At 37.8% G+C, this 24,325-nt stretch carries 14 protein-coding genes; 9 read left to right on the top strand and 5 right to left on the bottom strand.

Translation table 11 applies throughout. The annotated features are described in order from the left end of the window. Positions 1-718 precede the first annotated feature (718 nt). Genes LEP1GSC194_RS05095 through LEP1GSC194_RS05080 form a run of 4 tightly spaced genes read left to right on the top strand, consistent with a single transcriptional unit; the run spans position 719 to position 5,080 of the window. On the top strand, positions 719-2,203 hold the full coding sequence (locus LEP1GSC194_RS05095) for a SpoIIE family protein phosphatase (RefSeq protein ID WP_036041462.1): 1,485 nt from the start codon (positions 719-721) through the stop codon (positions 2,201-2,203). Between the two features lies 1 nt (position 2,204). Further along, the gene (locus LEP1GSC194_RS05090) at positions 2,205-3,659 is read left to right on the top strand and encodes a tetratricopeptide repeat protein (RefSeq protein ID WP_020772591.1); all 1,455 of its coding nucleotides are present in this window, start codon (positions 2,205-2,207) and stop codon (positions 3,657-3,659) included. Further along, a complete protein-coding gene (locus LEP1GSC194_RS05085; protein WP_020772587.1) occupies positions 3,656-4,672 on the top strand; it encodes an LB_137 family protein in 1,017 nt (338 codons plus the stop codon). The genes LEP1GSC194_RS05090 and LEP1GSC194_RS05085 overlap by 4 nt, the downstream gene beginning before the upstream one ends. Positions 4,673-4,681: 9 nt before the next feature. Further along, the gene (locus LEP1GSC194_RS05080; RefSeq protein ID WP_020772610.1) at positions 4,682-5,080 is read left to right on the top strand and encodes an STAS domain-containing protein; all 399 of its coding nucleotides are present in this window, start codon (positions 4,682-4,684) and stop codon (positions 5,078-5,080) included. Positions 5,081-5,178: 98 nt separating this feature from the next. Here the strand turns inward: LEP1GSC194_RS05080 and LEP1GSC194_RS05075 are convergent, their stop codons facing one another. Then, on the bottom strand, positions 5,179-5,571 hold the full coding sequence (locus LEP1GSC194_RS05075) for a hypothetical protein (RefSeq protein ID WP_017808179.1): 393 nt from the start codon (positions 5,569-5,571) through the stop codon (positions 5,179-5,181). A 1,387-nt stretch (positions 5,572-6,958) separates the two neighbouring features. Next, a complete protein-coding gene (locus tag LEP1GSC194_RS05060; protein ID WP_036041458.1) occupies positions 6,959-8,560 on the bottom strand; it encodes an EAL domain-containing protein in 1,602 nt (533 codons plus the stop codon). Positions 8,561-10,267: 1,707 nt separating this feature from the next. Between LEP1GSC194_RS05060 and LEP1GSC194_RS05055 the strand changes: the two genes are divergently transcribed. The 5 genes from LEP1GSC194_RS05055 to LEP1GSC194_RS05035 all read left to right on the top strand — a co-directional run bounded on the left by LEP1GSC194_RS05055 (position 10,268) and on the right by LEP1GSC194_RS05035 (position 18,333). Next, the gene (locus tag LEP1GSC194_RS05055) at positions 10,268-11,374 is read left to right on the top strand and encodes an AraC family transcriptional regulator (RefSeq protein WP_017809979.1); all 1,107 of its coding nucleotides are present in this window, start codon (positions 10,268-10,270) and stop codon (positions 11,372-11,374) included. A 293-nt stretch (positions 11,375-11,667) separates the two neighbouring features. Beyond that, complete coding sequence (locus LEP1GSC194_RS05050; RefSeq protein ID WP_020772586.1) at positions 11,668-12,819, top strand: helix-turn-helix domain-containing protein; 1,152 nt, start codon at positions 11,668-11,670, stop codon at positions 12,817-12,819. Between the two features lie 551 nt (positions 12,820-13,370). After that, complete coding sequence (locus LEP1GSC194_RS05045) at positions 13,371-15,737, top strand: putative Ig domain-containing protein (protein WP_020772590.1); 2,367 nt, start codon at positions 13,371-13,373, stop codon at positions 15,735-15,737. Positions 15,738-15,841: 104 nt separating this feature from the next. Then, complete coding sequence (locus tag LEP1GSC194_RS05040) at positions 15,842-16,354, top strand: Lcl C-terminal domain-containing protein (RefSeq protein ID WP_020772621.1); 513 nt, start codon at positions 15,842-15,844, stop codon at positions 16,352-16,354. A gap of 779 nt (positions 16,355-17,133) precedes the next feature. Then, entirely contained in the window at positions 17,134-18,333 is a 1,200-nt protein-coding gene (locus LEP1GSC194_RS05035) for an AraC family transcriptional regulator (RefSeq protein WP_020772613.1), read from the top strand. 877 nt (positions 18,334-19,210) lie between these two features. Here LEP1GSC194_RS05035 and LEP1GSC194_RS05030 read toward each other — a convergent pair. From LEP1GSC194_RS05030 to LEP1GSC194_RS05015, 3 genes are all read right to left on the bottom strand, one after another. Continuing rightward, positions 19,211-19,612: a hypothetical protein gene (locus LEP1GSC194_RS05030; protein WP_036041455.1), complete on the bottom strand. Its 402-nt coding sequence runs from the start codon at positions 19,610-19,612 to the stop codon at positions 19,211-19,213. A gap of 727 nt (positions 19,613-20,339) precedes the next feature. Beyond that, entirely contained in the window at positions 20,340-22,058 is a 1,719-nt protein-coding gene (locus tag LEP1GSC194_RS05020; RefSeq protein ID WP_020772618.1) for an EAL domain-containing protein, read from the bottom strand. Between the two features lie 310 nt (positions 22,059-22,368). Then, entirely contained in the window at positions 22,369-23,979 is a 1,611-nt protein-coding gene (locus LEP1GSC194_RS05015) for a sensor domain-containing diguanylate cyclase (protein WP_036041467.1), read from the bottom strand. Positions 23,980-24,325: the final 346 nt, after the last annotated feature.

Raw genomic sequence — 24,325 nt, 5'->3', positions numbered from 1 at the left:
GTTTCCTCGGTCGCAACATTATGCTCCCAATCAACAAATTGATAGATCGTTCTAAAAGAGAAATTTTTTCGTCATTCCAATTTGCTGATTCCACTTCAATCGCTTTCGCATTTTTACAAAGAACTCACGTTAAAATAAAATGTTTACTTCGATTTAAAATTCAAATTCAAAGAAAAGATATTACCGTTCGAATTTCCTATTCGAATTGTTAAAAAATTCGAGTAAAAAAAGAAAACGAAGTTCGGTTTTATCGCGTTTTGGTTTCTTTAAATTTTCTTAAAAGTAAGTTGCACTTATCTTACGTTGGTTATAATCGTCTTTTGCTTTTCTCGCGTAGAAATTCAGAGTACAATGGGCGCGCACGGCTTTCGTAGTTGAAACAAAAACGCGTAAAACTTTTAGGACAAAAAATTCTTACTCATTATAAAAAGTTGTAATCGGAAAATTCACCGAAAAAATTTTCGCTTTGATCGATCTGTCGAAACATGTATTTCCACTAATACGTTAGATATATTGCAAGCTTAAAAAAGAATTTCTCCGAAACATTCTTCGACGGAATATTGCGGTTCTATGTCTTTATCGGATTTGTCAAAAACTTTTTTCTAATTTTGCAACCATTGTGACGCAGATCCTCCGTCCGGGCTTCCGGAAACAAAACGATTCACTTTATAGTATGCAATGATTTTGCTTCATTAAAGAACGATAATCTATCTTGATCATGAAAAAATCCCTTCGACTACAAATTATCGTCATCTATACGATTTTAACCGTCGTGAATCTTACTTTTGTAGCGGTCATGATCTTTGAAAATCAAACCGATCTTCTCATTTCCAATTTTACTTTAGAATCGGATCGTGTTGCCCGCGAAATTCTTAAAAAAATAGAATCTTTCGGAAATATTAACTTTGAAGACTCTTCACAAACCGAAGACTTTCAGACCAAACTTCTCAGCATTGGGCTCACAAATTTCTCCGTAATTACGGCCGAGGACAATTCTTTAGAAAAAACCCGTACTCTTCTCTCGAACGGCGTCACCGCTTCCGTATCGGATCTCAAAACGAAACTTACGAATATGAGCAACGCCAAAGCGGCCTTGAACACTTCGTACGATATAGAACTCGACACTGATCATTTTATCGTAAACTTGATCTTTTATCTAAACCCAAAAACATTTTTAATCTCTCAGATTAAGATGAAAGAAATGGTGGACCGGCTCAGATCCCTTTACATTCAACTCGGCTTATTATTGGTTTGGGGTTTTGCGTTTCACATTCTTTTCGGAATTTTCCTCTATCGAAAAATCTTCGTTCGCCTTTTTCTTTTGAAAGAAGTCAGCGAAACGATGGCTACCGGAAACTTGAACGCGAGGATTTCCTGGAACGTTTCCGCTCAAGACGAGCTGGACGCGTTAGGCAATACGTTCAACGGAATGGCGGAACAAATCTCTTCCCAATTCGATACCCTCAAACTCAAAAACGCTCAAATCCAAACGGAATTGGAAATCGGTAAAAACGTTCAGGAATGTTTTCTTCCCGAAAGAAGAAAAAAATTCAATTTGATCGACGTAGAAATTATTTATCAACCGATGCGGGAAGTCAGCGGAGACATCTACGACATCATCGAAATCAACGATACAAGGACCGCATTCTTTTTAGCGGACGCAACCGGACACGGAGTTTCCGCCGCGTTGATTACTTCCATCATTCACTACAACGTGGAAAACATCATGAAAGAGACCGTGAACCCGGCGCATATTTTCAACCGGCTCAGCGATAATCTCTTTGAAACTCTACAAGGAACTTTTTTTGCGACCGGGATTTTCATTCTTTTCGAAAAGGAAGGAGGATACGCTTACTTCTGCAGCGCCGGACACAACCCGATCTATTACTACCGAAAGGAACAAAATAAAATTGTGGTACTCGAGTCTACGGGATTCGTACTCGGGATCGGCATTCCGGACGAGTACAGCGTCTTAAAAATCAAAACTTCTCCGGGTGATAAGATTCTCGTTTACACCGACGGAGTTTTGGACGCAACCAGCGAAACGACCGAACAATTCGGAGACGATCGTCTTTTGGATACGTTTCAAAAATACGCGACTCTACCGATCTCGGAACTCACGGAAAAGATCCGAAATGAAATTCATTCTTTTGCAAATATTTTCCCGGACGACGTCACTTTCGGAATTTTAGAGATCACTTAAAATGAAAAAGAGTTTTTTCATCGCAATTCTCGGATTCCTATTGATCGTTTTTTTCGGACTGATCGTACTGGATACAAAACTCTACGAACTGAAAGTAACTCTTGAAAAAAGAAAGCTCTTCAATTTTTCGTTTTCGAGTGAAATTCTAAGATCTAAGTTCGAAAGTATTCTTTCCAACAAAGACAACATTCGAGCGGAGATGAATCTGAACAATCTACAGAGTTCTTTGATCGAAAGTAATCAACTGGAAACTTTCAGCGTGGGAATTCTACAAAGTTTCGGATCCGTTTTAATCAATTCGGTCCGTTTTGTCACGGGCAAACCTCCGATTGACTTCGAGATCAATTCGACTAAAATTCGTCTTTTGGAACACGCCTTCGCTTTGGAAAGAAATCAAGCTTATAAAGAGGCTTATCAAGCCTATGGAGAGTCTTCGGATACGTTTACCAAGGGAACGGAAGAAAGCGGATTCATTCTTTTGCACCAAGGTTTTTGTCTGGCGGTGCAGGGAGAATTCGATTACGCACTCAAAGATTTGGAATCCGTTTTGGAAAACAATCCAGGAACGGTATTTGCAAACGACGCGGAGATTTTAATCGCGATCATTCAAAGATCAAAACAAAGCGCCAAAGAAATCGAGGAAAATTTCGACAGCCCCGAATCGAGAGCGAAAGCCTATTTTGCAAAAGGGAATTATTCCAAGGTTTTGGAAGAATTCGCAAAAGCGGATATGACTTCCGCGGAGATGAAATACATCCAAGCGTATTCTCTCGAAAAAACAGGAAATCAAAGTTCGGCGATCACCGAATATGCAAAACTCGCCTTTTCCAAAACGGACAAAGAGATCGCAATCAAAGCAAATCGTAGATTGATGATGTTGGGTCATTACTACAACGCGGGAACTGAAATCGCGAAAATCTCCGATAAAAACGCGGAAAGGCTCGGAGACGCAAGCGAGGCCGCGGAAATCAAAGCGTCGTCCGAAAAATTAAAACATACGAGTGCAGAAGAGAATTTATTGAATCTCAATAAATCCGGTCGTATCGACGAAAAGAAAAGTCTTCTGAGTGCAGAACTCCAAGAAGTAGTCTCCAAGTCGGAAGCGTTTTTAAGAAAAACGGAAGAAGAAGCCAAAGTAGAAGCAAAGAACTATATCGCCATTCAAGTTTCCGATTCCGTTCCCGTTTACGGGGATAAGATCGTCATAGACGGGGATGAAACCAAACTTTTTTCGGCTCATTTTCCGATTACCCTCGCCACTTACACAATCGACTCGATCGGCCTTATGAAGAGTTCCATCAAGAGTCCTCACAAACTTTTATTCGTTCAAAACAAGGAAAAAATTCCGTTCCTAAAAGCGATTTTTGAAGACGATCAATCCATTACTTTGATCGAAAAAAATTCCAAAAAGAAAATCAGCCTGAATGCTCCGATTCAAATCGAGTTGTCGAAATGAGAAAAATTCCTATCTTCATTTTACTTTTTGCCTTTCTAACGGCGCATCTTCAGGCACATCGAGTGATTTTAAAGTCGGGGGAACAACTTTCGGGCGATTTGAAAGAAACCGAAGGAACATCCGATCATATCATCATCACGACCGACGGCGAGGACATAAAAATCCTCAAAAAAGATATAGCCGAAGTATTTTTCGAAGAACCGGGAAACCGTCTTTGTATCCGTTTCAAAGAACAACCGGAATCGAAATGTAATCTGAAACTTATCAAACTTAACGTTAACACTGTTTATTACGTGGACGAAAACAATCGTTATCTCAGAGCCCCTTTCAAAGATTTGGAATCGATCAACATAGAAGAGCCGTCTACGAAAATTTTAGAACAACTTTCGAAAACCGGCTTGCAAATGCGGATCACCTCCAAAGATCAAAAGGAAATTTTGTCTCCGATTCAAAGCGTAAACGAAGAATCGATTTCCGTTCAAAACGAATCGGATGTAAATCCGGTCCTCGTCGCGAGAGCAGAAATCGCGTCTTTATTTTATAAGGCAGCCGAAGAAAAGAAAGATCCTGATCCCCCGCTTCCGAAAGAAAAAGAAATTCAACCGATTACAATTCTGGATTATTTAATTCCTGGTTATTACATTAAAAAGCAAGGACATACAAAAAGCGGATTTACTTTGATGGGGCTGACCGCATTGTTTGCAGTTGGGAGCGTTTACGAATTTGTAGCGGCTAAAAACGCGGAGGGGAAAACGCCTTTATTCGTTCCGCAAAGCGACGGATCTATCCTTTGGATCGAGGAACCAAACGGAGAATTTAATAAACATAAAAGTTTAAATCAGCTTTTTCTAATATCTTTAGCATGCACGTATTTGTTTAACGCAGCACTACTTACTTTTCCGGCCACATTTTCCTTTTTCTTTCAGGAAGTTCCCGTAAGTCCGGCAAGTCCAAACCTACATTCGGTTGAAAAGGACCAAAAAATCGAAATGAAAATTAACATTAACTTTTAGGAAAACAAAATGGAAGCAACCAACAAATCAAAAGATGAGTTATCCGTAGAGGTCGTATCGAATTCTCACGTAAATCATTTATTAAAACCGCATATTACGATCGTAAAAACGAGCGGGGAAATAAATATTTTTTCTTCAAAGAAACTCAAAGACTTATTCAATTTGAAAGTCGACGAAGGGGCGAGAGTACTCCTATTGGATCTATCGACTACGACCCATATCGATTCTTCGGGACTTGCGGTTCTCATCAGCACGCAGGCCAAATTGATGAAACAACTCAAAGGCGCCTTGATCGTCTATTCGATTCCGAATTCGATTGGTAAAATTTTCGAATTAACTCGGTTGGATAAACTCATTACGATATCGATTGACTTAGACGCAGCGCTCGATAAGGCAATGACGTATTGATCGAATTCGTCAGTCTAATTCCTCTGAGCTCGAAAAAATTTCGAGTTCGGAAGGAGATCGTTCGGCAGATTTTGCGTTTTGGGATACACTGTAAGTTTTTAATATCCGTCTTTGATTAGATAATCCAAATGCAATCGGATATCGGATTCATCTCCTCCGTCTTCCAAAAAAACGTCGTTTGCAATTTTTTCGTTCAAAATCTGAGTCAATTCCGTATCGTTTTTGGCCAGATAAACCCCGTTAAAGACGGAATAATTTTCAATCCACAATTCCAATTTTTTACATTCAGACAATATGATACAGTTGTGATTTACGCGAATAGAATCCGAAATCATTTTTCTAAAGTTAGTTAGGTTGATAAATTCCTCATTTTCAATCTTGTTCAGATCTAGAATATAAACTCCCTTAAACTCTTCTAAAATCGACAAAATAATATCGCGAACGTTCATAATGGAGCGATTGTCGATAATTCCCGACAACTTGATCAACATCACTTTGGTAACCGTTCCATGTACATTAAATGTAACGAACTCATTACTAACCTGCATTTGCACCCTCATATTTTTAAATTTTACAGTCTTACAAATAAAATAGGATTCGTTGATTTATATGTTCAGTTTTCCAACAAGCGCCTACTCCGTTTGAAATTCAGAATTCAATTTTCCCTTTCGCGGTTCGGATTGAAATCTACGATGAGTTCCACATTGATTTTAAATAATCAGAAGAATTAACACATTCCATTCTTTGAATATTTTAATTGAGAAATCGATATTGATCGGCTTCGTTTGCTCGCACTCCACAAAAATCGTTTCGACAAGCGAGGCCGGTATGCGAACAAACTCTTTGAACCGAAATCTCGAAGATATAATTCCGAAAAATCTTTTAAACTTCAAGATAGGGCCTATAACATTTGGCATATTCATAGTCTATAAAATCCATTGAATCCATTCGCCGCATTCTATAAAAGGACCACTTTTTTATTATTGGCCCTTTTAGATTTACAAAACTACCTATTAATTTATGATTTTATGTTTTTCTAACTTATCAATTCAAACTCATAATTGGAATTTGAATACTTTACTTTGATAATTTTGCAAAGTTGCTATATCATACTTCGTGAAACTAAAAATTTTTGCTATTCTAACTTTCACTGATAATTTGAACGGCTATATATTTTAACTTCAACGTTCTAAAAAAAGGATTTAGAACAGTAATTAGGCGTTAGATTGAAATCTTACAAGAAAACGTAAGTGTAAAAGTTCCGGCAAAGTCATATTTGTTATCTGCAAAAAGTATGATTTTATAATAGAGAAAAGTGTTTTTCGGGCCTATGGGACTCTTGCATTTTACTCTAAAATACTCGTCTCCCAAGCACCCGAAAATGTGGAAATTCACAAGCCCATTAGGGATGAAAGTTTCGAATTTACATTTTAACTTCTCACGAAACCCTAACATTCACTTTACAAAAAGAAGTTCCTGTGCGCAACTCGAGGTAGTCAAGCGAACTGTCTCAATGACATTCTCTAAAAAGAATCGAACTTCAATCGATCATTGAACATGGATCCACCGTTTTTCTCATTCTTAAATAGAATGGTTCATTTTTTAGAATATGATTCAATGCTAAATCTCATCGGTTGAAACAAGCCCCGATCTTAATTCTTTTTCTCAAACCAATATTCATAGATTCGGTGATGTTTGTGACGCATCCATCACCTTACAAATATTAAATGACGCTATCTTTCCAAAAGAAGATCGTATATCCTTCCTAGGCAAAATTCACGCTATCTATCGAAACTAATAAAAATAAATTCCTGTCAAAATGGAAAAACAGGATCTTTGAGGCAGATTAAATACAATACGAACGATGAGACGATTTTTTTAAAGCTGAAACTGAAAGGAAGAAAGATCCATAATTTGAGTCGGTTTTCCGTAGTGAAATCCTTGTAAAAAGTTCGCCCCATAATCGATTGCGATACGTTCCAGCTCTGTATTCTCGATTCCTTCGAAGACCGTTTTTTTTCCAAGAGATAAAAGAACCTGAGAAATAGCCTTTAAAACGCTTCTTTTACTTTGATTTGTATCTACGCCGATGATCAGGCTTTTATCCAGTTTTACGTAATCACATTCGATTTTTTCAATTCTGGAAAAGTTAGAATTTCCGATTCCAAAATCATCAATCGCAATCTGAAAACCGAAACGTTTCAGAATCACCATTTGCTCGATGATTGGAGCCGTTTCTTCATAGCGGCTCTCCGTCATTTCAAGAATAATGGAACTCGGAACTAGATTCAATTTCGAAAAATAAGAAATCAAGTTGTCTGCAAATTCTGGATTTTTCAACTGAAACGGGGATACGTTGATCGAAATCAAAGGATTGGAAGATAAAAATTCGTTTTTCCGAATTTGAGATAAATCCAAAAGTGCGTTTTGAATGACCCAAGCTCCGATGGAACTGATCAAACCCGACTCTTCCGCCAAAGGGATAAAAACATCCGGACTAATCATTCCTTTTACGGAATGATTCCAACGAGAAAGCGCCTCTAAAGAATGTAGACTTTTGGTTTCGGAATTTACGATCGGTTGATAATACAAAAGGAGTTCTTTTTTGTGTACCGAATTTCTAAGAGATAAATACGTTGCGATCAAGTTGGAAGAATCATTTTGGTTCTGAGTCGCGTACCGACTGAAAGGAGAATCGATCACCTTCCTAAGATTCGCTCTTAAACCTTTGAGAATATTGAGAGGACTAGTATCCGTTTCAGAAGTGTGGAATCCTCCGATGGAAAGTTTCAAATGAAACTCGTGATTTTCGATCTGAATGGTATTCTTCATATAAGAAATCAAACTCGAAGGAATCCAATTGATGTCCACATCCGGTTTGTTGATTTGATACGCAAAAAAGATCTGATTTGTAGAAATACGAAGGCCGACGTTTTGACTATTTGTAATCGTCAAAAACTCAGTATGCAGATCTAAGAAAACAGCTTCGTAAATCTGGGTTTCGTATTTATGAAGAAACGGATGGTTGTAAATTTCAATATTAACGAGATAGAAATATGTTTTTTCCAGCTTTAAAGTACGAACCAAATCGTGTTTTAAAGACCTAAATCTCTGAATTCGGCTTTTTTCGGAATCGGATAAATTCCGTGCTGTAGATTCGATATGAACGAACACATAACTACCCTTCGGGTTGATTTCAAAGTTGACTTTGTAAATCCGATCATCTTCCGACCGAACCATAAGTTGAATGTTTCTATCATTTTTGAATCTTCGAAACGCCGAAATATTCGAGTGAACGTTGCCGTAATCGATAAATCTTTCGACCGCCTTCTTGAGTTTTGGGTCCGAATTCAATAAGGAATTGTAATTTGGTTCCGAATAGAGTTGTTTTCCATCCAAGTTATACAGCGAATAACTATATACATCCAATGATGAATGAGTTTTATTTTCAATGTAAAGATCGCTGTATTCAGAAATCATATACTCATTATATAATAGAAGTTAATTCTTTCTTTTCATTTTATAATCTAAAGTTCAAAAGAAGCTCGATGAAATTTTTAACGTGCACAATGCGGTGATAGGCGCTTAGTACTAATGTTCGAGAACCTAAGAAAATCTTTTAAGACTCTCATCTTTAAACTTTTGCCATTCCCTCCGAATCAATCCCACGTTGTAGGATTGATAAAATTTCTGCAAAACGGGATTTTTTTTACAGTTACTAAGCCATACTATTTACTATGCGCTGCAGGAGTGCGCTGCGAATTTTAACACAAATCCGTCTTTTAGGCACAGAATTTCCGACATTCTATCTCTTATTATGCAACGCTCAGTAGCTCCGTAATATAAAGAAGACAGAGTTTTCCTAAATGATGGCAAGACAGCATTTACATGAATTTACAACGTTCCTCAAAACTCGGGTGCTTTATCAAAAATACAAAGCTCATAGCTTAGTAAGCACAGCATAACTACTTCCCTGAGTTCGATGTAACACCGCCAAGGAGTCTTTAGACACGAGATACCAAGCTCAGTGAGGCCACTACTCTTTATGAAACAAAGGTGGACAAATATTATGCCAATAGGAACGGCAGTTCTCTTTCAAGCAATCTTTAAACTAGAATGTTTGTCGGAACAGGTAAAAATAAATTTTTGGAAAAATGGAAACGAGATTTTCATAAAAGCTCGAATGATATCACGACCTAAAATTGTAAAGAATTGAATCCGCCCTTACACCTTTCACTTATTTTTGAAAATTCACTTTGGTGGGAGTTCCCACATTCATAAGTCGATTTGATCTTTATAACAGACGCAGAACTTTTCCTACTACAAATCAGAGAAATGCTCCTTTTAATTTCAGAAAACTTCCAATTCATTTCTTTTTAATTTTATACGACTTACAAATTAAAAAGCCGATTGCCATCACTTCACCTGCGTTTGCGTTTGCATCTGATTCTATTCAGAAATGAATAAATCTTTGAGGCCCATGGTTGGTGTAAAAGAATTCAATTCCTTTTTCTAAAGAATCTGCGCACACGATTCTTAGCAAAATATAAAACAGGACAATAAGTTCTTTAATTAGACATGATTCTGTTTATTTCGTAGCAGAGCCATTTCAAATATATAGAAATTATTCTTTTCGATTTCATTTAACGATAGAGCGTTATATACAATTCCATTTTCTTTTTTCATATTACAAGTTATTTTCAAATTGAGCTTCGTTTAATACTTTAAGAAGTTCTAAAATAATTTTCAAGGCGATGAAAATCAGATTCAACTTGGTTTGTTTTAATTATTTGAACATCAATTTAAAAATAAATTATTATTTTTTACAATAAACATAATTCATATTATAAAAAGTATAATCTAAGGTTAATTTAATGATAACTGTTCAAATATTTTCCATACAAAAGAAACTATTTATCGTCTGAAATGATCTTTATCTATAAAGTTGTTAATCGAAATAAAAGTATTAGTGAATATTCAAAATTTCTTTTACAATTTAAATGTCATTTTCACATTCGTATATAAAATGATTCGTTTCCATTGAATTTGAATGGACCAAATTGGATTCAATTTAAAAATGAATCTATTGATTACAATCAGTGAGTTCGTTTAAACTTTAATTAGAGATGCATTTTGGTTTTCTAAACAAACAAATTTAAGAAAACAAAAAGCGAATAATGGATTATGATGAATATTTTAGATTCGATGTTAAATAAAGAAATCTTATTGAGTTTAATAAGGTTTGGAGCGGGCTTTGCTTTGGTCTTAGGAATTGGAAGTTGGATTCGCGCAAGAAAACAAATCGATTATTTGGTGTCGTCGGTATTAATTCTCACTGCGATTTTTCAGTTCGTGGATGAAACCAGTTTGAATATGATCTCCCAAACATGGCTCCGCAAATTCGTCTTTTTAATCGATATCATCGCCTTAGCCGCCAGTGGAACTCTTGTGTTTTTAATTTCCACGATGAGTTTTAAGAAGTATTCGAAACTTCCTCTGATCTACTATTGGAATCTTTTAGGTCCGTTTATTCTGAGTTTACCGATCGCTACTTTTTACGAACAACCAGGCAGCAAAGAACTCGAATTTTTCCTTTTTGCAGCCAACTTGTATGTTTTCGTTTACTTCGTGGTTGCGGTCGCAAACGTCTTTATCGACAAAAAATACGAATCTTCCGCGATGAGTTTTAGAATGATTCTTTCCCTGGTCATTCTAATTTCTCTGTGTATTCCCCTGGAAATACTCGGAATCGTATTTGAAAATAAGTCCTTAATCCTTCTTTCCAGCGTTCATACTACGTTTACGGTCATTTTTTATTACTTTCTGACCTTAATTCATCCCAATTTGTTGGATTTTAGCTCGTCGGAACCCGGGAAAAACTTCGTAAAACGTTCCCTTTTGCACGATGTGGACATCAATGCGCTCGAAAAGAAACTGATTCATATCATCAAAGAAGAACGAATTTATTTAGACGAAGATATTCGCCTTCCGGACGTTTCCGAAGAACTTGGAATTTCCGTGCATCAGCTTTCTTTCTTTTTGAATAACCATCTCGGGATGAATTTTAACAATTATATCAATCGATTTCGGGTCGAAGAAGCGAAGTCAATGCTAATCAACGACCCTTCCCGCTCCGTCGTTTCCGTCGGAATCGCTGTCGGTTTCAATTCGAATTCTTCTTTTTATAAAGCTTTTCTCAAGGAGACCGGAATGTCTCCGAAACAATTTCGAGAAACTCAGACGAAAGTAATTCATTTCCAATCTTCGTCCGCGGATGTTCAATTCAGAAACTAAACTTGCCTAGGGATTAAATCGAATCTAAGACGGGGTTCTTTCGGTCAAACTCCGTTTCTTTACGAATTTTCTGTAATTTCACTTCAGATTAAAATAAATTCTAAAATGGGATATCTGATATTTATAATTTTCTCCTTTCTAAATTATATTTACCGATGACCTCGCTCGAAACTGAACGCTATAATGGAATAAATGGAAATAAAAAGTCTTGTGAAACCCGATTGCCGTAAAAATTCCATAAAGTCGCGGTTTATCGTCTGTAAAAATTTTCTCGTATAAAGGAATTAACTCAAATGTTCAACGTAACCACACTATCCGAAATCATATTTTCTATATTCTCGGAAATGAATTTATTTTACGCTCACGCCGCCGGGGTAGGGATTGGAATCATAATGGCCATCGCTAAACTCAGCACCGGAAGGAGAGACGAATTCAACAAAGCCTACGGCACGATTCTTTTGAGTGTAAGCATCTTTTTGATGGCTAACAACAAAGTGATTTTTCCGCAAGAAACAGATCCTAGATTGATGAAAGATCCCCTATTTTTAGGCATCTATTTCGGCTTGGTTCTTTACGCTTCGGCTGCGGTTTTGATTTGTATGATGTTCATACTGGATCGCCTGCAAAATCCTTGGTATTACTGCAAGCGACTGACCGCAATCATCCCAATTGCGATGACGACTGCCTTCTTTTTACCCGGTACAATTTACATTTGCCTTTGCGATTCCTTGGCCATTTTATTCACACTCTATACATCCGGTTGGTCTATTTATAAAATCCATTCTAGTAAAAAAGCGAAAGCCTTTTTCAACTTTCCGTTCATCACTCTTGCAATTACTTCTTCATTGGTCTTGGATCTAATCGGAACCCTAATCAATTCCACGAAAATGCTCATGTTTTCAGAGCTCATTCCCGGGTTTATGATTGCTTACATTACTTTGATCGAGCGTTTCTTTCCTTTTCTTTTCAGCAAAGCTCATGGAGAAACCAATAAAGCTCTCATGGATAGCCAGGCTTTTACGGACTTTCCGGTGGATAATTTAATCGAATCCGAAGAAGAAGAAAGTCAGTCCGAATCCGCCAGAAACATTTTGGAAGGTGTGGAACTGGAAAAGATCGAAGAAAGAATCAATTCTTTTCTTCAAGTGAGAGGTTATGCGGACGAAGAGCTTCGTCTACCGGACTTTGCTTCTTATCTGGGACTTTCCACACACCAGGCCTCTTACTATCTCAATAAACACATGTCCATGAAGTTCGCGGATTTCCTGAATATGAATCGAATTGAAGACGTAAAGCGGAACCTCCGGAATAAGTCCCACATGAATTTATTACAAATTGCTTTAGAATGTGGTTTCAACTCAGCCTCTTCGTTCCACAGAGCTTGTGTAAAATTTACGGGAAAATCTCCGAGAGAATTTAGAAAACTCATCAATTCCGAGAATTAACATTCTCTGTTTTTCTAAAATAGAAAAAAAATATCACCTTCAAAAGAGCGGCAAATAGTTACGTTAGTCGGCACTTTGCTTCATTGCTGTACACCTGTTTTTAAATGTCGATAGATTCTTTTCCATTCAAATATAAGCATTTTGTATTAGAGTTTGCTTCAATCTTCTTTCTATAATTTGCATGCAATTTTTTCAACAGAATACACAAAACTCAGTGGCTCTTAATAAACTCTTCAACTTATAATGCGAGCGGAACTAATTTAAGTTTTCGGATAAATTTACGTCCAAGAGAAAAAGATTGATGTTGGATACGATCTACATTGTCCAAGTACAAATAGTTGATCGAAACGGAATGAGTAAGTAATCATTCCGAAATGATGCTCGGCAATTTTGAGTTTTCGTTGAGAAAAAATCAAAAGATTTTTTAGAACGCGGATCGCAGAAAATTCTTAACTTTCATCGAGCGCAAATAATCCAACAACTGCTCTCTTTTTTGCGTAATGATTTTTAATTTTATTTCTTTAAGAATTTTAAGAAGGTTGGGGATTTTTATGAAAAACGAGAACTATCGATTCAAAAAATCACAAAGATTTATTGGAGAATTTTCTTTCCGTACGGGAATGAAAAAGTCCATTGTAAGCCGGTTTAGAAAATTCTTTGCCGTTCTACTTATACTTGTTGTTGTCTTCTTAACAGTAGGTTGTATCGGAAAGGAAAACGATTCTTTGAGTTTTAAAGGAATTTTCGGACCACTGAATCTGCTTCAATCATCGTCCCCAAGCGATAGTGATCCGATTTTTGTCAATTATTCTTTGAGTCCTTACGTTCTTACCAGGGACGTTCCTATTGCGCCGATACAACCTATCATAAGCGGATTGATTGAGCAGTGTTCTCCCAATCCCGCACTCCCTACGGGACTTGCAATGGACGGAAAAACCTGTACTATTTCCGGAACTCCTACGGTAAACCAGCCGGCTACAAACTATACGATTACAGCTTCGAATTCCTCACAAAGTAAAAATATTACGATTGTGATTACCGTAAACGCGAACCCGCCTGCGGCTTTGAATTTTGCGGCCCCCGCTTTTACCTTTACTGCAAGTGCAACTCCTGCATTTGCTCCTATCGTTCCTTCTCATACAGGAACAATCACGAGTTGTACTTCCGATATTCCTCTTCCTACGGGGCTTTCCTTGGGATCGAATTGCTCTATCTCCGGATCTCCAACTGTTACGCAAGGTCCAACGAACTACACGATTACCGCAAGCAACGCATTTGGAAGTACAAGTACAGTTATTTCGATTACGGTCAACATCGCACCTCCTGCCGCTCTGAATTACGCGGGAAGTCCTTATGTTTTTACACAAGGTGCGACGATCGCAACGATCAACCCGACTTATACGGGTACCGTTACTGCGTGTAATTCGGATATCCCGTTGCCTACGGGGCTTACTCTCAATACAACTACCTGTGCGATTTCAGGTACGCCGACCGTAATTCAACCGGCAACCATTTATACGATCACTGCTAGTAATGCTTCCGGCGGCATTACTTTTCCGATAACAATTACGGTCAACATGGCGCCTCCATCCGCTCTGAATTATGCAGGAAGCCCGTTTACTTTTACGCAAGGAGCAACCATTGCCACCGCTACTCCTTCCGTCACAGGAACCGTGACAAGTTGCACTTCCGATATCCCCTTACCTACAGGTTTAGGAATCAATGGAACTACTTGTGCGATTTCAGGAACACCGACCGCTACACAAGCCGCGACAAATTATACAATCACGGCAAGCAACGCATTTGGAAGCACGGCTAGAACCATCTCGATTAAGGTGAACTTAGCTCCACCTACGGGACTCAGTTACGCAGGAACTCCGTTTACTTTTACGCAAGGAACAACCATTACAACCGCTACTCCTTCCGTGACCGGAACCGTGACAAGTTGTACTTCCGATATCGCTCTTCCTTCAGGATTGGCGTTGAATGCAACTACTTGCGCTTTGTCTGGAACACCAACAACGACACAAACAGCCACAAGTTATACGATCACGGCAAGCAACGCGTTTGGAAACACAACCACTACAATATCGATTACGGTGAACTTAGCTCCGCCTACCGGACTATCCTATACGCCGAGCGCTTTGGTTTTCTACAGAGGAACCGCGGCTACAGCAACGCCTGCTGTCACGGGAACAGTCACGAGCTGTGCGTCGGATGTAGCGCTACCGGGTGGGCTCACTCTCAATAGTACAACTTGTGCAATTTCGGGAACGCCAACCGGATTTCAGGCCTCGGCGAATTACACGATCACCGCAAGTAACTCTTCCGGAAGCACAAACAATACTGTCAGTATTATGATCTTTGGAAGACCGCCCATGAAAACGATGCAAACCAATTGTTGGGCTACGGACGGAACAGCGGATGCGACTTGTGTTCTATTAACATCCACCGGTCAAGACGGTCAGTTACAAAAAGGCTCAAACTCAAACTTTACAAGCACGGATGGCGGATTGACTGTAACGGATAATAATACCGGCCTTGTTTGGAAAACATGCCATGAAGGACGATCAGGCGCTACTTGTACGACAGGAACCAACAGTTACTTAAGTTTGGCAACGGCGACTACAGCTTGTAACAATCTGAACGCAGGTGCGGGTTATGCGAGTCGAACAAACTGGAGATTACCAACCATTTCCGAAATCGAAACCTTAGTCGATTTCAATGTTGGCACATCTCCACGAACTTTCACTGCGTTTTTCCCAGGAGCAACAGGCAGTTATTACTACTGGAGTTCTACTTTATACAATCCGGATACAACGAAATCCTTGGTCCTCTATTTTTCGGATGGATCGACTACTTGGACAGACAAAACTGTAGCGGGATCCTTAGCACGTTGCGTATCTCCGGGACCGTAATCAATGGAAAGAATTCAGAAATACGAATATTATTATCGAATTCCTGAGAAGATCGCTACAATCCCCTTTTCTCAGGATCTTTCGAATCTATTTAAGGAGCTAATATGACTGCAAAAATTACCAAAAAGACGACCAAAAATCGGAAATCACTCTTTGCTTACAAATTGATTTTATTTTTTTTCGGATTCACAATTTCAGTAGCAGCGGCACCTTTTGTGGACAATAGCGACGGAACCATCACAGATATAGGCAACGCATTGATTTGGCAAAAATGCACAAATAATCTTTCCGGCGCGACTTGCGCAACAGGCGGTACGAATCAATTGACATGGGCAAATGCTCTGACCTACTGTAATGGTCTTGTTTTGGCCGGCAAAACTTGGAGATTACCGAATGTCACTGAATTAAGAAGCATTGTAGATCACTCCTCGGGAACTGCGCCAGTCATTAACACTGCCATTTTTCCGGGTACGGTTTCCCAATACTATTGGACATCAAGTACATACAAACTTGCGACCTCTCAAGCTTGGGCGATTAACTTTCAATCAGGATTCACTGCCGGTACAAGTTCAAAAAGTACGACATACTACGTTCGCTGCGTTACTTCACCACCTTGATACAAACTGGGGAGGAATAATTAGATTCCTTCGACACATTATTTTAAGAAATCAGCCTATGAGTGTTCTCACTTTACTACACCGGATTCAAGATGTAGAACTGTGAGAACTAATCCCTTTTTAATTTTGAGAGACTTATTTTGATCCTGAAAAATGGGATCTAAAGTAACTATCATCAAGAAAGGCCATTGATCTGTAAATTTATAGGTCGTTACAAAATTTCTTTTCAATTCTGTTACAAAACCCCTATCGATTTAGAAAGATTTTAAACGGAAATAGAATCTTATTAAAAGTTCGTCTTCGATAACAAACTTACCAAAGATGCGACAGAACCTTAATGTCGCATTAAAAAACACAACTACAACACAAACTAAATGTCGTTCTGGCATGGGAAAAGCCGACTGTCGATTTTTTAGTTTACTTATACCACCCCTTACAGGACATGGCTAATAGAGTCATTTCTTAAGAAACAGCCGGGTCCATTCTTTCTGATTCAGAATGATTCAAGTTATAGAGAACTATCCATATTAATATGATTTCATTGCCTTTTAGCGGAGTCTCTATTTTGCAAAAGTATAAGTTGTTGTATCGAAATTTTACAATTCTAAATCGATTCTTAAATTATATATTTCACTCTTTTCAAAGTAACAAAATAAATCGAAAACATTCCATTCAAATGAAAAAGATAAACAAAATGGAAAAAAAGCGAAACCAACTCAGAGGTTTCGGATTTAAAAATTCAAAATTCGGATCCTACAAAATTAGAGAGTTTTTCATTTATGAATACACTGATTCAGAGTTTCTTAGACTTAGTTTATAATTCAAAAATCCTACCGAGTTTCGACGATAAAATCATTTCGAAATCCGGCGTACAAAGATTGATCGAAAAAAACATCTTTTTCACATTTGTATTTTTCTTCGGCGTTTATTTAACAATCTGGAATCAAACCATTCCTGAAATGGCGACTTCCGGAGATTTATCTAAATTCAAATTGATTTCTCTGATCTGCGGAATTTCGGTTTATTCGTTTCTACTACTCCGCCTTGTCGTACTTGCGATTCTTGGAATCCAAACATCCTACCAGACCGTTCTTAGAAACGCGGCATCGGCAATCTTCTTCTCATTTTTATGTCTAATGTATTTTGAAAAATCGTTTTCCATGGTGATTACGGGAGAACTTTTCTGTTTGGGAATTTGCGCTTACACTACGATAGAAACGGGCAGCCTGATTTATTTTCGTCGCTTGAAAAAGGAATATTATCTTTTGTTACCCATCCTTGGCGGGATCGGATTTGGAATTATGGGAAATTTAATCGGAACCGCTATTTATAACGTTTATTGGAATAGCATTTCATACTATACTTATATATTTTTCATTTCCGTTCTCTACCTTTTGAAAAGAAAAATAAAAATCCTAAACGAAGAATACGCACAACTATCGATTCTAAACACGGAAATTCAAGAGGCCATAGACGTAGAACAATCGCATTCAAATTCCGAAGAAGAAATTCTTGAACCTAACGAGCATACGGAAGAGAAAAATCTTCTTAAAGAAGACGATCTAAAACGTGCGGAAGAAAGGATCGGAGGTTTTATCCAAGAAAAACTTTATGCCGACGACAGTATTCGTCTCATCGATCTTTCAGCCTATTTGGGAATCAGTTTACATCAAGCTTCCTTTTATTTGAATAACTACAAAAATATGGGTTTTTCGGATTTTATCAATCAAAACAGAATGAACGACGCGATCCGTCTTCTCCTGGAAAGACGAAATATGAATTTGTTGGATATCGCTTTCGAATGTGGATTCAATTCTTATACGTCTTTTCACAGGGCTTGTAAAAAATGGACCGGTCATTCGCCAAAAGGACTCAGAAAAAATACTTATTTAACGAACGGCTCTAAAGAAGAATATTTTAAAGTATCGATGAATTCTCAAAAAACCGAGATATTGAGTAATAATTTGGAGTTGAATTGATACGATCGGACGTAGAATCATCTTCCGACCTAATTGAAAAGCGCTCTCGAAAGAACTTACATGTTTACTTCTTTTTGCAGAGATTGATTTTATTAATCACTTAAGAATCGGAACGAAAATTTTGTATGTCGTTTGCAAAAGGTTTTTACCCATATTCGGGCAGAGTTCGGTGGCGATGAATAGACAATCTCGCAGAAAAAGAGTAGCAGATATGAATGTTCTTACCGGGATGAATGTATAAATCGGATTTTTAAGTCGTGTATTATCTTTACCGTTTTCTCGACCTTCTTCTTTTCAAGTTATGCGCTTCGGCGAAACTCTATCATCGATTTTCAAAACACAAGAAACAAAAAAAAATCTATTTGGCCAATGAATGCAAATTAGCCAAATAGATTCAGTGTTTTGTTTATGGAGATATAGGAACGAATTTGATCGATCGGATACTATCCGTCCGTAAGAACTTTATATTTTCTTAATATAACTGAATTTTAGTTTAGAATCTCCCCTAGTTATAAACTGACTCAAGTTTTGAATGAAAAAATAAACACCGAAGATGTTCTATATAAGTAATTTGAATTGGATATAAGAACCCTTCGAGCGCAATAGAAGCGAGGCGCCTGAGCGTTCAGTCTTGATTTTTCTGATTAGTAAGAATTAGTTTTGGAAACGTTATAAGGAAGAATCTTATTTTTAAGAAAGAAAGAAAGAGTTTTTAAAATTGTCTACCTGGCCCGTTGTTGAGAACGAAACCAGATAGACGAGTGTAATAGAGTGAGTTCCCTTCTACAATGATAAGTATAACTTATCTCTCAAAGGCGTTCCCTTCAAAATATAAAATGAATAAAATAATATTGAACCGTCAAAAAGTCTTTTCTCTTTAAAATTCAAATTCTTGAATTAAAGAATCTAATTCCAAAGCTTCTTTAAGCTCATCAAAGTTCATCACCGGATTGACTTCTCTCAACTTATTATAATTCATAATCCAATTATAAATCTTTTGATCTTCCGTCATGATAAAGTATCGAGTAAACTTTTCGGAAATTACGTGTAAAATCCCCGTAAAAGCACGCACAAACTCCGAATTCAAATTGGTTACACTTCTGATATCCAATACTAACAATCCCTCCATCTCATAAAAAATAGAACTTAACTTAGCCGGAATTCCCTTTAAGGTTTCATGATTGACCATACCTGCAAATTCGATTACCAAAAGTTTATAACGAATTGCATTGACCTGTATTTCCTTCAATTCGTGTTCAATCATTATAGTTTGATTCATTTCTCGACTCCCGAAAATAAAAAACGATTCTTCTAAAATGAACTTTGAAAAAGCGTCTCTTGATACTTAGAAAAATTATATTTGAATCGATTACGAAAAGCTCTTCAGCTTATAGTCTGAGGGGTAAAATTAAAATACGCAAACTTATCAAATTGTAAATTTTATTCGGACATCGAAAAATAAGAACAAGGCCTCAAATTAATGTGAGAATGAATTCAGTATGAAAAGAATCAGGCCAGCTTCGGAGCAAACTCTTGGAGTAATCTCAAAAATAAATCAAGATTCTTTTAAACGACGTTTTGAAACAAAGTCAAAAATAAAATGCTTTGAGAAATACTTTTCTATAATAGGAAAGAAATGGCCGAAGAAAGCCAAGAATACGAAAATTAAATCTATGTCACAAAGTCTTTAATTCTTAAAGAACAATGAAGACGACCAAAAGTTTTTGTTAAATCAAAAATAATCGCCGTAAGTAAATCGGGTTCGCAGCGATATGGATGATACAATGAAAATGCAAAAACGAATAACAAGCGTTAGATGAATATAAGAACCTATCCGCCAACCGGGCCGGGAACTTGCAACTTGATCTTTCTGGCAAAATAAACTGGCGTTTTGGAACGCGCTGTAAGTAAAATATAAATAAGATTATAAATTCTTATCTTTACCCGCGTAAAGAAACTTCAGGCGCCGAATCACCGAACGCGCGTTAATTGAAAAAACTCAAAACTTAAGCTAAGTTTAGAATCGTCTCCGAATAAAGGATCTCATCCGAAGGTTCCATCAAGTAATATCCCTGGGAATAATCTATATTCAAAGATTTTACCGCTTCCAACTCCTCTTCGTTGGATACGAACTCGGCTACCACCTTTGCTCCGATGGTATGAGCCATTTCCGTTATCGCGGCTGCCAATCGGTACGAGGTTTGGTTTTCATGGATTCCTTGTATAAATTTGCCGTCTATTTTGATAAAATCCGGCTGAATTTCGATCAGTCTTTCAAAGTTGGACCACTCCACTCCAAAATCGTCGATCGCTATTTTGCAACCGATCTCTTTCAATTCTTGTAAAGAACGGGTAGAATTGGACAATCCGTTCCAACGATCGTTTTCCAAAATTTCAAAAATCACCCGATCCGGAGATATTCTGTAATGTAAAAGCCGGTTCATCACCCAAAGCGGAAAACTTTTCTTATCCAAATCGGATTCGGAAATATTGATGGAAAAAGAATATTCGGGATGTTTTGAGAAATATTTAAAAGTTTTCTCGACCATCAAAGGAGTGAGTAATCGAATCAATCCGGTTGACTTTGCGATCGGAATAAACATCGCGGGATTGTACACCTGATCGCCTTCCATGATTCTCGCTAAACATTCATATTTCGTAATTCGATTGAGTTTGTTATCGTAAATCCCCTGAAAGTAAGGAATGATATTTCCAGCATTCAATGCCCCGTTGAATTTTCTGCCCAATTTAAGGTTCGCGTAAATTCGATCCACCTTGTTTGTCGTTTCCGAATAAGGTACGTATTCCACGGAAGAATTGTTACTTGCAGTCATCATTGCAAGTCTCGCCTTATCATATACGTCAGACTGATCGGATGAAACCCCGATTGAAATTTTGACCTGAAACGAAATTCCGTCCACTTCGATACATTCGGATCTGAGAAAGATTCGAACCGCACTTAACATCGAATAAAATCGATCCTCTTCGATTTTCGTAAGAACCGCAATCATATTGTCGTAGATATGGAAGATCTCTCCGTTATGCCCTCCTACAAAACAATTGAGCACGGATAAAAATTCGAATAACATTTTACGATAGGTTTCGATTCCGAAATTTTCGGCGATGGAACCGAAAGATTCGATACGAATGAGAGCGAGAGTTGAATTTTCATTCTCGATCAATCTTCGATCGATTTTTTGTTTTAAATTTTCAAAATTCGGAAAAAGCGTTTCCCGATTGAATAAGTACGTTTCCTCCAATTTCGAACTGAGTTCCGCCACTTTTCGATTTTGAAAGTAGGCCTTTACCGCTTCGGATACGGTTAAAATCAAATCCTCGGAATCCCAGGGTTTGGAAAGATACCGATAGAGATTCGCTTTATTCAGTGCGTTTCCAAGGGTCCTCGCGGAGGCATACCCCGTAAGCAGAACTTTATAGGTTTGAGGATATTCATGATGAATCTGAATCAGCAGTTCGTCTCCGCTTTTTCCACGCAGTACTTGATCACAAATAACCAAAGGAACGTCGATCTGCTCGGATTTGCATCTTTCCAAAATTTCCATTGCAGAATCCGCGTTTTCCGCCATCTCTATGTCAAATCGATTGCCGAAACTGAGTTGAATCGCGTATTTGATACTTCCCAGTATGATAACTTCATCATCTACGATCAATATGACCGGTTTGACATTCAAATTTGTATTTTGGATGAATTCATTGTTTCCCATCATATTTCATCTTTATTGTAAATTTCTTTTTCTTCAGCGAGAGATCCAACCCAAAACAAACTGATTTTTTCCTAAGATGTATCAGTTCTTCTTTTGCCGTTATCACAGACTCAATTGCGCAATTTTTATGGTGTAGAGGTTTCTATCAACTAACATTGAACTTAAAAATTCTTTTTTGATCGTTTGTGCATTAAAAACTTAGAATATTTTTTAACTTTGGATTTCAAACTAAATGGAAATCAGACATCTTAATTTTTTGTAGAGTTATAATTTGAATTGAGATTATTATTTGGGGAAATCCGAAGTGAGTTTAAAATTCGGGCATAATCGAATTCTTCAAACTCGAATCAGAACATGCGTTTGGATCATAAGTACAGACTCGATTTCTACCGGAGGCTTTCGCTCGATATAACGCCTGATCCGCATTTGCAAAAGCTTCTTCCAAATTTAATCTTCCTTGAGCAATTCCGATACTCAAAGTTACCGGATTTCCATCGTCCAAACGAACCTGATTTTCCACTTCCTTACGTAGAACTTCCGCAATGTTGGCGGAAGTTTCTTGACTGGCGCCGAATAAAAAGATCGCAAATTCTTCCCCGCCCCAACGGCAAACGGCATCGGTTTGCCGAATCGAACGACTGATTACTTGGGCGACTTTTACCAGGGTTTTATCCCCTACATCATGTCCGAATTTATCGTTCACTTGTTTGAAATGATCGATATCCACCATTAAGATCGTCCAATGATTTCCGACGGCGAGAGACCTCTGAGTCAATTTTAAAAAACCCCTCCGATTCCAAATCCCGGTCAAAGGATCGGTGTGTATCAACTTGGACACCTGATTCATCGAAGAGCGTAATTTAACGTACAATATCAGTACGATACAAAAAGTAAATACGAGCAGCCAAAATGGGAGAAGAGTTTTTATCGTATAAATAATATATTCAAGAATTTGAATCTCATGAACAAGCCAGATCTCTTCATCCTTTATTTTGATCCCGATCCAAAAACTTCCCTCTTCGAAGAAAAACGATTCCTTTGGAGTCATTATCCCGGAAAACACCGAATAAGGAAGTCTATCGTTTAAACCGAAGGTTCCGGACTTTGCCACGATCTTTCCGTTTTCATCCACTAACATACTTTTCCCGATACAATCCCCACTCTCTAAAATTCTTCGCATCGCATCCAATCCTATGTCGATCGAAGCTACGCCGATGAATTTGCCTTTCACGTAAACGGGTTCGGAGACCGTAATCATCAATCCTTTTCCGGCAAGATCCTCGTAAAGATCGGTTACGATCTGACGCCCGCTAGGATTGGCAAGAGGGTTTGCCTGAGTCCAAAAAGGGCCGGCGTAAAGGTCGTCGGTGAAATAATAATTTTCATCCTTAAACTTCGGAGTGATATAAAGGAATTTTTGTTCGGATAGATAATAGGCCCAGACGACTTCACTTTGTTTTTCAGTCAAGGACTCGAATTGCCCCCTTAAACTCAGCGCGGCTTCGATCTCTTTCAGTAGGGAAGGATTGACTTTAGAAATAGAACCCACCGCGGTTAGAGTTCCCGCATCCGCACCGTCCTTATTTTCTCGACCGATATGAGGAATCCCGAACCGATTTAAGTTCGGATAAACTTTGAATTTTTTAATGAGATTTGGGTTTGCGGGTGCGTCTTCGTAAAAGGTTAAATAATCCGAAATCGACAATCCGAGCGCTCTCGTTTGCGATCCCACTCTACGGATATAATCCTTCATAGCGCGGGCTCTCATTCCGACGACTCGATCGATTTCTTTTTCCATTCTTAGATTTTCATAAATCAAAAAGACGATCATTAAAATAAGAATGATTGCCGAGAGCGAAAAGACGATTCTCTTTTTGATCCTTACATTTTCGACTTGTGTATTGAGAGTCTTTAATTGCAATTTGATCACCTCGATATTATCGGATCGATAAGATCGCTCTAAGGGAACGATGACACGAACTACGTCGAAAAAGAAATCCAATTTCTTTTTTATCAATTACCAAATTCAAACTTGAGAATCTATATTGTAAAACGTAGTCGATCCGAACGTTTTAATCGAGTTCACGTATACGGAATGGAAAAAATATGAAGATTTGACAAAAACAGAATGTTTTTTATTCAAAGAATATGACTTTAGGAAAGAACTTGCGTTCTATTTGAGAAACTCGGTACTCTCGAAAACTTTTTCATAACAAAAGAAATTTCATACGGTTTTTATAATATTTCAGAAGCAATATACGAGTAAT

It is taken from the genome of Leptospira alstonii serovar Sichuan str. 79601, from assembly GCF_000347175.1.
GTDB classification, from domain to species: Bacteria; Spirochaetota; Leptospiria; order Leptospirales; family Leptospiraceae; genus Leptospira; species Leptospira alstonii.
Note: the sequence above shows the minus strand (reverse complement) of the source record. Positions and strands in the feature narration are given on the sequence as shown.